Below are 14,133 nucleotides of genomic sequence, written 5' to 3' on the forward strand. Positions count from 1 at the left end.
GCACGGGTTATTCAGCGGCGTCTTGGCTCTGATCCGCCTCGATCACTTCGGCGCGCTTTTCGACTTCTTCGACAATATGGTCGATCATCTTGTCGTTGGACATCTTGTGACTGGCTTTACCGGCCAGATAGACCATGCCGGAACCCGCGCCGCCACCGGTGAACCCGACATCGGTCATCAGCGCCTCGCCCGGCCCGTTCACCACGCAGCCGATGATCGACAAGCTCATCGGGGTCTTGATATGTTCCAGCCGCTTTTCAAGCGCCTCGACCGTCTTGATCACGTCGAACCCCTGTCGCGCACAGCTGGGACAGGAAATGATATTGACGCCGCGATGGCGCAGACCCAGCGTTTTCAGGATTTCGTACCCGACCTTGACCTCTTCCACCGGATCGGCCGACAGGCTGACCCGGATCGTGTCGCCAATCCCCATCCACAGCAGGTTGCCCAGCCCAATGGCCGATTTGATCGTGCCCGACATCAACCCACCCGCTTCGGTGATCCCAAGATGGATCGGCGCATCGGTCTGATCGGCCAGTTGTTGATATGCCGCGGCGGCCATGAAGACATCGGACGCTTTCACGCTGATCTTGAATTCGTGGAAATCGTGGTCTTGCAGGATGCGGATGTGGTCCAATCCGCTTTCGACCATCGCGTCGGGACAGGGTTCGCCGTATTTTTCCAGTAGGTGCTTTTCCAGCGACCCGGCATTGACGCCGATGCGGATGGAACAGTTGTGATCGCGCGCCGCGTTGATTACTTCCTTGACGCGCTTTTCATCGCCAATGTTGCCGGGATTGATGCGCAGACAGGCCGCGCCCGCCTCGGCGCTTTCGATCCCGCGTTTGTAGTGGAAATGGATGTCGGCGACGATCGGTACCGGGCTTTCGCGCACGATTTCCTTCAGCGCCTTGGAACTCGCTTCATCCGGGACCGAAACCCGCACGATATCCGCCCCGGCCTCCGCGGCGCGCTGCACCTGCTCGACCGTGGCCTTGACGTCCGACGTAAGGGTGTTGGTCATCGTCTGCACCGAAATCGGCGCATCCCCCCCGACCGGCACATTGCCGACATGGATTTTGCGGCTTTCACGGCGATAGATGTTGCGCCATGGGCGGATGTGGTTCAGCGACATGGAAGGAACCCTCTGCATTTGCAGGCAAGGACATAGGCCATCCCCCGCCCCCCTGCAACCGGATCAGCAGTCTCAGTCGAGGTTTTGACAGAACGGTTCCGGCGATTCACCGCGCAGATCGGCAACAATTTTCGCAATATCGCGGTCAGCGTCGAAATCAGCGACCTGATAAGTGGCGTTCAGATGATCAATCGACAACGCCAGTTTCGACGTGACGGAACCGCGTGATCCCGCCGGTCCCCGCGTCGTGCCGTCCACTGCGAAATAGATCGATCCGCTGTCGCCGACCCGGATCGTGTGCGGCTGTTCGGTTTGTGCCACGGTGTAAGTGTCGCAAGGTTCCATGATACCTTCGAAAACCGAAGTTCCGTCCGCAGATTGAACCCGGACCCAAGACGGGCGCGCGGCCACGATGGTCACCCCATCGCCCAGACGTTCAACCACTTGCGGCAAGTCGGGAATAGGTTGCGCTGCCGGTTCGGGATCGGCAAAGGCCGTGTCGAACTGATCCGGGGTTGCGGGCACGAAACTGCCGACGCTGCTGGGATCGAGGGTGGAAATCGGGGCATCACGCGCCACCAGCACCGGCACATCCAGCGCCTGCGGCCGGTACAGCCGGTCCAATGCTTCTGCCGGAGGGGTGAACGCACCGCTTTGCGCAACACCACCCGCCACGGTCGACGACCGGGTTGTCGCCAGCGGATCGAGATCAGCCAGAACATCAGGGGTATTTTCCACCGGGGCAAACTGCACCCGCTGGATTTCGTTCAGTACGGTCCAACCACCATACCCGATCCCGCCGATCAGCGCCAAAAGAACCAGCGATGATCCGATTGCACCGGGTTCGATATTGGCAAAAAAACCTTCCTTCACCGGGGCGAAGGGCGTGGTCGGTGCATTGAACGGATCGCGGCCTCCCATTGCAGCCAACGGAACTTCTTTCGCGGCTTTCCGGCTGGACGCTTCGGCGGACATGCCGTGCGCGGTGGAAAACCCGCTTTCTTCGCAGAAACGATCAAACGCTTCTTCGGGGTCCATACCAAGGTAACGGGCGTAAGAACGAACATACCCGGCAATAAAGCCGGGTGTGTCAAAAACCGAAGGGTCGGCATTTTCGATGGCCGCGATATAGGCGGCCTTGATCCGAAGTTCGCGTTGAACGTCGAGCAACGATTTGCCTAACGTGGCCCTTTCGCCGCGCATGACATCGCCCAGACGCATCTCGAAATCGTCGAACCCTTTCGGGCCGGCGACCGCTACGTCTGACACCTTTGGTCTTTTTCGCCTGATCATCCCCACTGCCCTACCTGCTGATTCGCTTACTGAATCAATCGATTCGAGACGCGACCTTTGTTGATGTCATGCTAGCATAAGGCAAGGATATTTACACCACATGTGGTTTCAGGCGCTCATTTCGGCACGATTCAGCGCACATTGCGACCAAAGATCGTCAAGGGCGCGTACCAACTTGTCCATTTCGTCCGGGCCGTGAACCGGCGACGGGGTAAACCGAAGCCGTTCGGTCCCGCGCGGAACGGTGGGATAATTGATCGGCTGGACATAGATACCGAACTGTTCCAGCAGCATGTCAGACAGTTGCTTGGTATGAACCGGATCGCCGACGATCACCGGCACGATATGTGATCCATGATCGATGATCGGCAATCCCAGCCCCTTCAACCGGGTTTTCAATATCCGGGCTTGGGTTTGGTGCTGGTCACGACGTGCCTGATCGGTTTTCAGATGTGCGACAGATGCCGCCGCCCCGGCGGCAATCGCCGGTGCCAGCGAGGTAGTGAAGATGAAGCCCGGCGCATAGGACCGCACCGCATCGCACATCTTGGCCGAGGCAGCGATATAGCCGCCCATCACACCATAGGCCTTGGCCAGGGTGCCATTTATGATGTCGATGCGATGGGCCAGCCGGTCGCGTTCCGCGACACCGCCACCGCGCGGGCCGTACATGCCAACGGCATGGACTTCGTCAATATAGGTCAGGGCCCCAAATTCATCAGCCAGATCACAAATCGCTTCGATCGGGCCAAAATCGCCATCCATTGAATACACAGATTCGAAAGCGATCAGCTTGGGCGCTGCGGGATCATCCGCCGCAAGCAGTTCACGCAGATGTTCCATGTCGTTGTGACGGAAAACCCGTTTGGCCCCGCCATTGCGGCGCACACCTTCGATCATCGAAGCGTGGTTGAGTTCGTCCGAATAAATGATCAGGCCGGGGAACAATTTGGGCAGGGTCGAAAGCGTCGCGTCATTGGCGATATAAGCGCTGGTGAAAACAAGTGCTGCTTCTTTGCCATGCAGATCGGCCAGTTCCGCCTCCAGACGTTTGTGATAAACCGTGGTGCCGGAAATATTTCGGGTGCCCCCCGATCCCGCGCCGGTGGCATCAATCGCTTCGTGCATTGCGGCCAATACGACCGGATGCTGCCCCATGCCCAGATAGTCATTGCCGCACCAGACGGTAATCGATTTCTGTGTGCCGTCGGGACGGGTCCAGAGCGCGTGCGGATAATTACCGTTTTCCCGTTCGATATCGATAAAGGTTCTATACCGTCCCTCTTCGTGCAAATTGTTGAGGGCTTCATCGAGCTTGGCCGAGTAATCCACGTCTTTGATCCTTATCTTGGGCCCGGCGTAATATGCGCGTTTCCATCGGGCTTGTCCTGTTCGAACATATTCAAGAAAATGTTATAGTCCGAGCCTTCGTTCGGCGAAAGGTAACAATTTGACGCTTCTGCATTCCTTGACTTGCATCAAGCCCGGCGATGATGAAAATCAGGCGGCGCGGCCATTTGAGCCGCGACATCCAAATATGCAGGAGCCCCCATGTCGCTTGAAACTGTTCTGTCCCGTATCGATCAGGATTTGCCCGCCGCCACAGAGCGACTGATAGAGCTGCTGCGGATCCCTTCGATTTCGACCGACCCCGCCTATGCGGGTGATTGCCAGACCGCCGCAGATTGGTTGGTGTCCGACCTGCAAAGCATTGGTATTCATTCGGAAAAACGCGCCACCCCGGGACATCCGATGGTTGTCGGCCATATCGAAGGCGACGGTCCTCATATCCTGTTTTACGGCCATTACGACGTGCAACCGGTCGATCCGCTGGACCTGTGGGACCGCGATCCATTCGACCCGGCGATCGAGGAAGTGGGCGGCCACAAGGTGATCCGCGGCCGTGGCGCATCGGATGATAAAGGCCAGTTGATGACTTTTGTCGAAGCCTGCCGCGCATGGAAATCGGTCAACGGGACGCTGCCATGCAAAATTACATTCTTTTTCGAAGGCGAGGAAGAATCGGGGTCGCCATCGCTGATCCCGTTCATGCGCGACAACGCCGACGAGTTGAAATCTGACATCGCGTTGATCTGCGATACCGGGCTTTATGGCGACAGCACGCCGACCATCGTGACCATGCTGCGCGGCCTGCTGGGGGAAGATTTCACCATCACCGGCCCGGACCGAGATCTGCATTCTGGCATGTATGGCGGCGTCGCGATGAACCCGATCCGGGTGCTGACCCGAATTCTGGCTGACCTGCATGATGATACCGGCCGGATCACCCTGCCCGGTTTCTATGACGGGGTAGAAGAACTGCCCGAAGAGGTTCTGGCACAGTGGCAAGGGTTGAATTTCGATCACCAGGCTTTCTTGGGTGAAGTCGGATTGAAAGACCCGGCGGGCGAGCAAGACCGGATGCCGATCGAAATGATCTGGTCCCGGCCGACCTGCGACGTGAATGGCATCTGGGGTGGCTATACCGGCGCCGGGTTTAAGACCGTGCTGCCAAGTCAAGCCAGCGCCAAGGTCAGTTTCCGCCTTGTTGGTCAGCAAGACCCCGATGCGATCCGAGCAAGTTTCCGAGCCTATGTCGAAAGCCTCCTGCCGGACGGTTTCAGCATCGAATACCGTACCGAAAAGGCATCGCCGGCATCGCAGATGTCGATCGACAACCCGATGTTCGAACAGGCACGCCAAGCGTTGAGCGCGGAATGGCCGAACCCCGCGGCCTATGTCGGGTGTGGCGGGTCGATTCCGATTGCAGGCTATTTCAAGGATATCTTGGGCACCGACGCGATGCTGATCGGGTTTGGCAAGGATGACGACCAGATCCATTCACCGAATGAAAAGTACGATCTGTCGAGTTTTCATCGGGGTATGCGCAGCTGGGCCCGCATTCTGGACGCTTTGACCAGATAGGTGCAATCTGCCCGAGCGCCCGTTCCGGGCACACAGGAATTGCTTCGCCCAATGGCGAAGCAATTCTGAGGGCGCTGCTGCGATTCCTCGGCTAGAAAATCCCGTTAAAACGGTCGGGCAATTTGTATTGCGCGTCATAGTCGGGCCGGTCGAATTCATAGAACCCGGTATCGCCGCGCAGCTTGAACGTGTCATGCATGTGTTTGCGATAAGGCTGCATGTCGAAGCCGTCTATCATGGTCATCCGGGCGAAGCCTTCAAACATTGCGCGGTCTTCGCCGCGTTCAGAGGCGAACCAGTGGCGCCCAATCGAGGCGTCGGAAATCTCGGCACCGATTTCGCTGGTCACTGCGTTACGACGGTTCATCGCCGCGCTGTATTCATCGAAATCGCAGAATTTCAGATGAAACAGATACAGCGCCTCGGGCGTATTCAGCTTGGGGTACTGGGCAAAATGACCGCCGCGCGCGATCTTGGTACCGGTCGAGATCACGCAAGGCTTTGAATAATGCGGTGCGATCCTGACATGCCGGCGCGGGCCAAGGATGCGGTTGCGGATCGGGTCGGGTTCCAGATCGATACGGTGTATCAATTCCAACCCCAGCGGGGTCAGCACCTGATCCGCGCGGCGAACTTCGAGGAACTCCAGCAGCGTCCGGCCCTTTTCCGGGTCGATCACCAGCAATTCATCGACATCGCCGACGATGACGTGTTTGTAGTAGCTTTTCAGCCCGCCAACGATCCCGTTGAGCAGCCGCCAGCGCTTCATGTCGAAGTTTTTATGCGGATCCCCCGGCAAACCGATGATATTGCACCCTTGTGCAAGTTCGGCCACGCCTTCACCGCGACCGTGGTTAATCACATAGAGGTTTTCCCGCCCGAACAGCGCCCCGTAATAGCGCAACCACGCCTTGAGAAAAAAATGGTCGTCGCGCACCATAGTGACGACGGCGGCTGTCGATTGCATTACACCACCTGCAATTGTCCTGTTCCGGTTTGCCCGGACGCCTTGTTATCGTCAGTCCTAACCTGTTTGATGGGGCTTGAGAATTAAAATATGTCGGGCCGTCGACGAAGCGGGTCGCAGCACAGTACAGAGGGTCTTGCCATTCTTCTTGATGAATTCAGCCGAACCGGTCTGTTTTTTCGCCGTGTGAACGATGCACCGTTGACCCAGTTCCAGGTTCTGGGCGAACGGGCTTCGGCTACCAATCTGGTGCGCAAACTGATCGAAAAAAATGTCGAAATCACCCGAACCGAAGCGTTGGGATGGAAACACGCCGCCCCTCAGATGATTGCGATCCCGCGCGATTTTCTGGTCGTGGTGGCGGTGCGCAATGCCGAAGACTGGGCCCGGTCGATGTTCAAACGGCCTTGGCATCTGGATCCGAACCAGCAGGTGTTGAATTTTTCTGCCTTCATCCGCAATCCATGGCGCAGCATCGTCGACCGCCCCAGTGATTTTGACCAATTGCATCCCGAGATTGCTGAAAAAGTGCAAGGAGAAGAACTGCAATTTGATCGCCATCCGATCACCGGTCGGCGGTTCGACAACCTGTTTCAGATGCGCAGCGTCAAACTGGCATCCCATCTGGGAATGCTGAACCGGGGGTGCAATCTGATGTTGGTCAAGGCTGAAACGGTACAGGCCGATCCCGAGGGTTTTACCAGATGGGTATTGGAAACGCTGGATTTGCCGTTGAAAGGGGAAGCGATCAAAGGGGTAACGCGTCGGATGGGCAACCGGTTCCAATTATCGGTAGACCCCGAACTGCGTGGCGACGCGCCGGCGCAGATGAACGCAGAAGACCGGGATTTCATGCGTCAGGCGCTGGACCTGAAACTCGAATCTATACTGGGCTACAGCTATCCCTGATCGCGGTTGGCCAGGGTTCTGACGCCCTTGGCGGCCAGCAACGCCAAAGGAAAGCCATGCAGGCAAAGGTCGAAAATATCGATCAGTCGGGTCAAATCGCCCGCGATCAACATTTTCAACTTTCCCCAGAGATGCGGTTCCGGCGTGAACGGCGCCAGCCCCAGAGCAATCGCGGCCAGGATCAGCATCGGCCAGGACAGAGTGTCGAGAAGGCGCATGAGCGGGGCCTGTTATTAATAAGGAAAATGGCGCGGTTGACGGGGCTCGAACCCGCGACCCCCGGCGTGACAGGCCGGTACTCTAACCATCTGAGCTACAACCGCGCATTTTCTCGGGTCTTTTCGGGTCGGGCAGTGGTGGCGCGGTTGACGGGGCTCGAACCCGCGACCCCCGGCGTGACAGGCCGGTACTCTAACCATCTGAGCTACAACCGCTCACTGCCCGCCCGGGGCGTCCCGAGCGTGAGAGGCTGTTTATGCCGACCGCCCTGCCCCGTCAAGCGCATGATGACCGAAAAATCACAAATAATCAGACGCCCGTTTCAGGGTCGGTAGATTCGGCAGGAAAATCACCAAAAGGACAAGGTTTTCCGGTCCGGTTAGGGGATTGCGACGCCCCCCATCTGGCATTGCCCCGGTCGCTTTTTAAAATGATCGGGTCCACCGCATAATCCGGTTCGCAATTACCACGGAACCGAAAATCCGCATGACCCGGCTTGCGTAAGCCACTATTGCCATCGGTAACAATGGCCCGTTTTACATCCCGCTCAAAGTGACTTACTCTTATAAGTGGAACTGTTGCGCCGACACGACAGCATCAGCGGCAATCGTTTCGAAACTAAGGGGAAATGGTGGGTGATGAGAGGCTCGAACTCCCGACATCTTCGGTGTAAACGAAGCGCTCTACCAACTGAGCTAATCACCCGTGCGCGCTGTAATAACGAAAGCTGCAAAAGGGTGCAAGAGGTCTGATGACAAAAGCGCCCCTGATTGTTTTCACCGATCTAGATGGCACATTGCTGGATCATGACAGCTACAGCCATGCCGCCGCCGCCCCGGCTTTGATGCGGTTGCGGGAAATCGGGGCACCGATGATTCTGGCCAGTTCGAAAACAGCGGCGGAAATTGCGCCGCTCAGGGATGAACTCGACCTCACCGCATACCCTGCCATTGTCGAAAACGGGGCCGGAATTCTACCGGCATTTGCAAAACCCACGGTGGGCGCAGACGATTACGTCCGGATTCGCACAGCACTGGATCAAGTCGTGCCGGATTTACGGCGTTGTTTTACCGGATTTGGCGATATGGACGCGCAAGACGTCGCCCGGTCCACCGGCTTGCCGCTGGCGCAGGCGCGGCTGGCCCGGCAGCGCAGCTTTTCGGAACCCGGCGAATGGGCAGGCAACGAACAAGAACGTGGCATTTTCGAACAGGCGCTTGCCGTGATGGGAATCGCGGCACGTTATGGTGGGCGTTATTTGACGCTTAGTCTGGGCAGCACCAAGGCAGACCGGATGGATGAAATCGCCGATCTCTATGGCAACCCGCCTCGGATCGCCTTGGGGGATGCCCCGAACGATCTGGAAATGCTGATGGCGGCGGATTATCCGGTCCTGATCAAAAATCCTCACGCAAAGCCCCTGCCTCCACTGCCTAAAAAACAGGCATACCGCCTTCTAAGAAGCACAAAAACCGGGCCTTCCGGTTGGAACCATATGGTACTGTCGCTAATCTCGGACCCAACAAACAACAAAAACGGAGCCTGAAGCGAGTGGCAGATTTTCACCAGAACGGCAATATCGCAACCTTGCATAATCTACGCACCGGAGAGCCGGATGTTCTGGTCAGAGAGCTGACAGCAATCAACGAAACCCGGAAAATTTCACTGATGCTGCCGTCGTTGTTTTCCGAGCTGGAAGGCGAAGCGCTGCCACGGATCATCGATGAGTTGTCTCAGGTTCCCTATCTGCACCGCATCATCATCGGTCTGGATCGCGCCGACGAAGAACAATATCGCTATGCCAAGCAATTCTTTTCCCGACTGCCACAGCAGCATGTTGTAATCTGGAATGAAAGCCCGCGGATGCAGGCGATCGACACCCGTCTGGAACGGCTGGGGCTGGGCCCTAGCGAACCGGGCAAGGGTAAAAATGTCTGGTCTTGTCTGGGCTATTTGATGGCTTGTCAGGACAGTGCAGTGGTGGCGATCCACGATTGCGACATTCTCACCTATGACAAGGAAATGCTGGCGCGGCTGGTTTACCCGGTTGCAAACCCCAATTTCGCCTATCAGATGTCCAAGGGCTTCTATCCCCGGATCGGGGGCGGCAAACTCAATGGTCGGGTCAGCCGGATGTTGGTTGCACCAATCCTGATCGCGTTGAAACGGGTGATCGGTGACCGGGACTATCTCGATTTCCTACGCTCTTTCCGCTATCCGTTGTCAGGTGAATTCGCCATGCGGACAAATATCCTGCCGAATTTGCGAATGCCGTCGGACTGGGGTCTGGAAATCGGCGTTCTGTCCGAAGCCTGGCGCAATTTCGCACCAAAATCGGTGTGCCAAGTGGAAATTTCGGATGCCTACGATCACAAACATCAAATTCTCAGCCCCGAAGACAAGAACAAGGGGTTGAGCCGCATGTCGATCGATATCTGCAAATCGATCTTCCGCAAGCTCGCGGCCGATGGCACCGTCTTCACCGAAGAAATCTTTCGCACCCTGAAGGCGACCTATTACCGGTCTGCGCTGGACCTGTTGGAATGTTACTCCAACGATGCGCAGATGAACGGGCTGACCGTTGATCGCCATCAAGAAGAACGCGCGGTCGAACTCTTTGCTGAAAACATTGTCGAAGCCGGGCGCATTTTCCTCGACAATCCGCATGAAACCCCATTCATCCCGACCTGGAGCCGGGTCCATTCCGCCGATCAGGACCTGATGATGGACCGATTGAAAGCCGCCCATCTGGATTTCAAGGAAATCTAGAGGACATTTGTTCCAATTGTTTTTTTGTTTGCCCCCATTTGGTGCAATTGAAAACAGTCTGTTTCCATCACATTTCTTGTGCGGGACAAACAAAGCGTGTTGCAATCGTTAACAAAATACGGGGGCAGGACGTTCATATTACTTAATGTGTATGAGTATCCTAAGTATTAGGGGAATAAGATGTGGGGCATGATCTTACTGTTGACTGCGGTCAACAGCTGGGGCGCGATGGAACTAATCGATTGGCTCGGTTCCGACAACGGCAATAGCAGTGATGGCAGTGATGACGAAGCCCCCGACGAAATCACCCTCAACGATGGCGTTTTGGCAGGCAGTTCCGGCGACGATTATCTGACCCCCGGCAACGATGCTTTTGAAGGCCAAACCATAATTTCTGTCAATGGTGGCGCGGGTGATGATTTCATCAGCGGAACACTTGGTGCCGAAACAATGGATGGCGGCGAAGGTGATGATGAAATGCACGTGATCGCCAGTGGTACCTATACCGGCGGTCCAGGTAATGACGTTTTCGACATCGAAAGCAACATAAATCACTGGTGGCTGGAAGATACTAGCACTCTGTCCGAAGGGGTGATCACCGATTACACCAAGGGCGAAGACCAGCTGGTGATGAGCCTGCGCAGCGTTGGCGATGAACTGACCCTATCCAGCCTCAACGTGGCAGATGATGGCGAAGACAGCCTGATAACCTACTCTTATGCGCCGACAACTGATGCAACGGGGATCGAAACCGCCACCATCCGCGTGACCGGGGCCGCCGGACTGACATTGGACGATATTACGGTTGAACTGGACGAGCATGAAACCGCAGATGGCGAAACGGTCTATGCAACCGATTTTGTTGATGGCAGCAGTGGCGACGACGATCTGTCCCCGATCTTTGGCAATGACGAAGCGATCATCCGCGCCGGTGATGGCGATGACGTGGTTGCAGGCGCAGCGCTTGGCACCAATGCCCTGCTGGGCGAAGGCAACGACAGTTACAGCAGCGACGGCGAAGGCAATGTCGTGCATGGCGAATCCGGTGATGACGAAATCATTTCAACCGCGACGACCCAATCCGACGACGCAATCGAACGACTTTATGGCGGCAACGGCGACGACACCATCACATCGGCGATGGAAGAGGCACGGCTATACGGTGGCTTTGGCGATGATGAGATTTCAGGCGCGGCCAGTTCATCGATTTCCGGCGGCGAAGGCGACGACGTGCTGACCGTAACAACCGAAGGCACCGGAACGGATATCGGTGTAACCCAAATTCGCGGCGATCAGGGCAACGACACCATCACCGGCAGCGCCACCGATGATGAAATCCTTGATCATCAGGCCGGTACGGTCGCGGTCGGGGCCTTTGATGACGATATCGTCATGGCCGAAGCGGGTGCCGACATTTTGGTGCATCAGTTCGGCGATGACAGCTATTCCGGCGGTGCGGGTGACGATCTGCTGTATAGTATTCAGGATGAAGATGATCCGGCTCCGGATGCCGTCACATTCGACGGTGGGGATGGCGATGATACGCTGGTCGGCAGCATGTTCGGTGCGGGTGACAGCCTGACCGGGGATGCCGGGGATGACCTGCTGGTGTCCGGCATGGTGCGCGGCGACGTCAGCAGCGAAACCGTTGGCGAAACCACCACTCTGACCATCGAGCGGACAATCGGAGATGCCGGGTCCGATACCCTGGATGGTGGCGAAGGCGATGATACCCTCCTGTTCGACCGCGCGGATTCCGTCACCGGCGGCGACGGCGAAGACGATTTCAGGCTCGACCTGACCGACGATGCCACAGCAGACGGGGATTTCGCCATCATTACCGACTACGACCGGGCTGAAGACGTGATCGCCCTGCATGTCGAAGATGCCGGGACCGCGGCGGTCACGGTTGCAAATGGCGCGTCTGCCAGCACCGTTTCGGTCGATGGCTTCGTGGTGCTGCAACTGGACGGCGTTTTGGATTTGTCAGCCGACGATATCGTGGTGACCGATACCGTATCCTATGACAACGGCATCTATATCGTGGCACATAATACAGGATCAGCGGTCAGCGCCACCTGACCGGACCCGGTTCAGACCCGGTTGGTAATCCATCGGCATTGATAGGGAGCAAAACTGATTTCGGTGCTCGCGTGATCGATCTTTTCTCCGCTCAGAAGATCGACCCAGTCAGCACCATCGATCAGATTGATCGCCTGGGGCGAGATGACCAATGAATCGGCGCTGACATTGTGCAGGGCAAAGATGGACTGGTCCCGTTCTAGGCTCTGCCGCCACAGCCCGAACAAACGCTCGTCGATCTGCAGGGTGAATTGCGTGGCATTCGGGTGAAACGCCTTCTGCCGCCGCCGCACCGACATCCGCCGCAGCAATTCGTGCAAGACCCGCGATTGCGTGCTTTCTGGATCATCCAGACGCGCGTTCAGATCCGCATAATCCCAACGATGCCGGTTGATCGCGCGGTTCTGACCGCTTTTTTCGACCCCTTCAGTGTCGTTCGGTGCGCCCAACAGCGCCTGCACATAAATTGCCGGAATGCCTTCCAGTGCCATGATAAGGGTCTGGCTGGCCATGAAACGGTCGAATTGCCATTGATCCGTGCCCGAAAATGTCCCCTTCATCGCATCATACCAGGTGATGTTCAGCTCATAGGGGGCTTCGCCGCCGCCCGGCAGCGCCCGCATCGAAACCTGTCCGCCAAAATCGCGCACCTTTTCGATCACACGGGCCTGTTCCTCGGCTTCCAGCAACCCTTCGGCCGGACGCATCCCGATACCGTCATGGCTGGCGGTGAAATTCAGATAGGCACACCCCATCTGCGCCGGTGGCATGGTCCCCTGCCAGCGGTTCAGAACCCGCGCTGTTCCCGCCATCATCGCATGCAACACCAGCGGCGGCAGCGAAAAGTTATAGACGGAATGCGCCTCGTTCCGGTTTCCGAAGTAGCTGAGGTTTTCCGCATTGGGCACGTTGGTTTCGGTCAGCAGGATCACCGGCTCGAGCGCATAATCGGCCAAAAGCCGCATCAACCGCACGATAGCATGGGTCTGCGGCAAGTGGATACAGCTGGTCCCGACCTCTTTCCACAGGAAGGCCACCGCATCCAACCGAATGATCCGCACCCCTTTTTCGATATGCACCCGCATCACCCGCAGGAATTCCAGCAATACCTCGGGATTGGCAAAGTTCAAATCGACCTGATCGTGGCTGAACGTGCACCAGACATGGCGCGGCCCGTTCGCGGTTTCGACGTCGCGCAACAAAGGATGGGTGCGCGGCCGTACAACCGATCCCAGGTCATCGGTCGGGTCAGCCTCGAAAAAGAACCGATCATAAGGTTCATGCCCTTGCAGATAGGCATTGAACCATTTCGACTGGCTGCTGACATGGTTCAGCACCAGATCCGACATCAGTTTGAAGTCCGTGGCGATCCGGCTGATATCGGCCCAATCCCCCAGAACCGGATTGACCGCGTAATAGTCGGTTACCGAAAAACCATCATCTGACGTATAAGGAAAAAACGGCAGGATATGCACCCCGGCAATCACGCCTTTAAGATGCCGGTGAAGAAAATCATACAGCAAATCCAGCGGCTTGTGCTGTCCGTCGACAAAACTGTTACCGTAGGTGATCAACAAGCTGTCACGTTCGCTCCATTGCCCGTTTCCGGGGGCCCTACCGCGTTTACGCCGGTGAGTACCTTCGGGGAAAAACGTGTCGATGACCTGCGACGCCATGATACTGGCATCAATCTCGGGATAAATTTCACCGATCAGAGCGGCCAACTTCAGGCTAAAGGATTGATTATTGTCTCGGGTCATTCTTGGTACTGCCTTGCGTTCTTTCTTTTGTCCGCCAGCCAAGCCAGGGCGGCAACCCCGGGGCTAAAAATGAG

The 14,133-nt window shown here is 56.9% G+C and carries 11 protein-coding genes and 3 tRNA genes; 5 read left to right on the forward strand and 9 right to left on the reverse strand.

Annotated elements, in window-relative coordinates; translation table 11 throughout:
- Positions 1–7: 7 nt before the first annotated feature.
- From ispG to hemA, 3 genes are all read right to left on the reverse strand, one after another.
- Positions 8–1,135, reverse strand: a complete 1,128-nt coding sequence (gene ispG, locus TG4357_RS12740) for a flavodoxin-dependent (E)-4-hydroxy-3-methylbut-2-enyl-diphosphate synthase (RefSeq protein WP_058263284.1) — start codon at positions 1,133–1,135, stop codon at positions 8–10.
- Between the two features lie 72 nt (positions 1,136–1,207).
- The gene (locus TG4357_RS12745; RefSeq protein WP_058263285.1) at positions 1,208–2,428 is read right to left on the reverse strand and encodes a helix-turn-helix domain-containing protein; all 1,221 of its coding nucleotides are present in this window, start codon (positions 2,426–2,428) and stop codon (positions 1,208–1,210) included.
- Positions 2,429–2,536: 108 nt separating this feature from the next.
- A complete protein-coding gene (gene hemA, locus TG4357_RS12750) occupies positions 2,537–3,760 on the reverse strand; it encodes a 5-aminolevulinate synthase (RefSeq protein WP_058263286.1) in 1,224 nt (407 codons plus the stop codon).
- A gap of 219 nt (positions 3,761–3,979) precedes the next feature.
- On the opposite strand from hemA, the gene TG4357_RS12755 reads away from it, so the two are divergent.
- The gene (locus tag TG4357_RS12755) at positions 3,980–5,353 is read left to right on the forward strand and encodes a M20/M25/M40 family metallo-hydrolase (RefSeq protein ID WP_058263287.1); all 1,374 of its coding nucleotides are present in this window, start codon (positions 3,980–3,982) and stop codon (positions 5,351–5,353) included.
- A 91-nt stretch (positions 5,354–5,444) separates the two neighbouring features.
- Here TG4357_RS12755 and TG4357_RS12760 read toward each other — a convergent pair whose 3' ends face one another.
- Positions 5,445–6,320 (reverse strand): glycosyltransferase family protein, encoded by an 876-nt coding sequence (locus TG4357_RS12760; RefSeq protein ID WP_058263288.1) that lies wholly within the window; start codon positions 6,318–6,320, stop codon positions 5,445–5,447.
- 90 nt (positions 6,321–6,410) lie between these two features.
- Here TG4357_RS12760 and TG4357_RS12765 point away from each other — a divergent pair, with 90 nt between their 5' ends.
- Positions 6,411–7,229, forward strand: coding sequence for a hypothetical protein (locus TG4357_RS12765; protein WP_058263289.1), 819 nt, complete (start codon positions 6,411–6,413; stop codon positions 7,227–7,229).
- On the opposite strand, the gene TG4357_RS12770 is transcribed toward TG4357_RS12765, so the two are convergent.
- The 4 genes from TG4357_RS12770 to TG4357_RS12785 form a co-directional block, all read right to left on the reverse strand.
- A complete protein-coding gene (locus TG4357_RS12770; RefSeq protein WP_058263290.1) occupies positions 7,220–7,447 on the reverse strand; it encodes a hypothetical protein in 228 nt (75 codons plus the stop codon). The two genes, TG4357_RS12765 and TG4357_RS12770, sit on opposite strands and share 10 nt — an antisense overlap.
- Before the next feature lie 28 nt (positions 7,448–7,475).
- Positions 7,476–7,552: transfer RNA gene (locus TG4357_RS12775), tRNA-Asp, on the reverse strand.
- A gap of 34 nt (positions 7,553–7,586) precedes the next feature.
- Positions 7,587–7,663, reverse strand: a tRNA-Asp gene (locus tag TG4357_RS12780).
- A 414-nt stretch (positions 7,664–8,077) separates the two neighbouring features.
- A tRNA-Val gene (locus TG4357_RS12785) sits at positions 8,078–8,153 on the reverse strand.
- 46 nt (positions 8,154–8,199) lie between these two features.
- Here TG4357_RS12785 and TG4357_RS12790 point away from each other — a divergent pair.
- From TG4357_RS12790 to TG4357_RS12800, 3 genes are all read left to right on the forward strand, one after another.
- A complete protein-coding gene (locus tag TG4357_RS12790; protein WP_058263291.1) occupies positions 8,200–8,994 on the forward strand; it encodes an HAD-IIB family hydrolase in 795 nt (264 codons plus the stop codon).
- A gap of 5 nt (positions 8,995–8,999) precedes the next feature.
- Positions 9,000–10,217 carry a glycosyltransferase family protein gene (locus TG4357_RS12795; RefSeq protein ID WP_058263292.1) on the forward strand — a complete coding sequence of 406 codons (1,218 nt, stop codon included), beginning with the start codon at positions 9,000–9,002 and terminating at the stop codon, positions 10,215–10,217.
- A 189-nt stretch (positions 10,218–10,406) separates the two neighbouring features.
- Entirely contained in the window at positions 10,407–12,299 is a 1,893-nt protein-coding gene (locus TG4357_RS12800; protein WP_158509076.1) for a calcium-binding protein, read from the forward strand.
- A gap of 11 nt (positions 12,300–12,310) precedes the next feature.
- Here the strand turns inward: TG4357_RS12800 and TG4357_RS12805 are convergent, their stop codons facing one another.
- The gene (locus TG4357_RS12805) at positions 12,311–14,059 is read right to left on the reverse strand and encodes a sugar phosphorylase (protein WP_058263294.1); all 1,749 of its coding nucleotides are present in this window, start codon (positions 14,057–14,059) and stop codon (positions 12,311–12,313) included.
- Between the last annotated feature and the right edge of the window lie 74 nt (positions 14,060–14,133).

The sequence above is a fragment of the Thalassovita gelatinovora genome (genome assembly GCF_001458355.1).
In the GTDB taxonomy this organism is placed as follows: domain Bacteria; phylum Pseudomonadota; class Alphaproteobacteria; order Rhodobacterales; family Rhodobacteraceae; genus Thalassobius; species Thalassobius gelatinovorus.